Source organism: Polaromonas sp. P1_G4 (assembly GCF_056405475.1).
In genome coordinates this window covers 1-862 of sequence record NZ_JBFUCA010000940.1, presented here as the reverse complement: position 1 = coordinate 862, position 862 = coordinate 1, and the positions used below count along the sequence as shown (strand labels likewise).

The window sequence follows — 862 nt, the reverse complement described above, 5'->3', positions numbered from 1 at the left end:
GCCGCAGCCGCCATGCTGCCGGTCCGGTGCACGGCGCCAATCAGGCTGAGGCTCTCCGGGGTCAGGGCGTCGCGAATCCGGTTATTGGTCATTGGGGGAAATATCATTCAAATAATTTGAATGATGCCATCAAAACGCAGCAATGAAAAGTGGGCTGCCCGCGCCTACATTGGAGTCATTGCAACGCAGTTCAACGCACCTTGAAAGGAGCACCTCATGATGACTTTAAGAACATCCGGCGAACGCGGTTACGCCGATCACGGCTGGCTCAAATCTTTTCATTCCTTTTCGTTTGCCGGCTATTACGACCCGGCCCACATGGGTTTTGGCAACCTGCGGGTCATCAATGAAGACCGCATTGCCGCCGGCCGCGGCTTCGGCACCCACGGCCACAAGGACATGGAAATCATCAGCTATGTGCTGAGCGGTGAGTTGGCGCACAAGGACAGCATCGGCAACATCAAGGGCATCCCGCCCGGTGATGTGCAGCGCATGAGCGCGGGCACCGGTGTGCAGCACAGCGAGTTCAACCACGCAGACGGCCAGACCACGCATTTCCTGCAGATCTGGATCGAGCCCAATGTGACCGGCATTCCTCCCAGCTACGAACAAAAAACATTTGCCGATGCTGAAAAGCGCGGYACGTTGCGGCTGGTGGCTTCGCCCGACGGCAGCCAGGGCTCGGTGCTGATCCATGCCAATGCCAGGCTCTATGCAGGCCTCTTCAACGGCGCGGAAACCGCCACGTTGCCGCTCGACGCGAAGCGCAAGACCTATGTGTTCCTGATTCGCGGACAGCTTGAAGTCAACGGCCAGGTGCTGAAGGCCGGCGATGCCGCTGCGCTGCAGGCAGAAGGCACAC

At 59.0% G+C, this 862-nt stretch carries 1 protein-coding gene; it reads left to right on the top strand.

Annotation, left to right across the window (positions count from 1 at the left end):
* Positions 1 to 216 precede the first annotated feature (216 nt).
* Positions 217 to 862 (top strand): pirin family protein (locus AC1D1X_RS24605; RefSeq protein WP_477699528.1); only part of this gene is annotated, 646 nt, incomplete at its 3' end.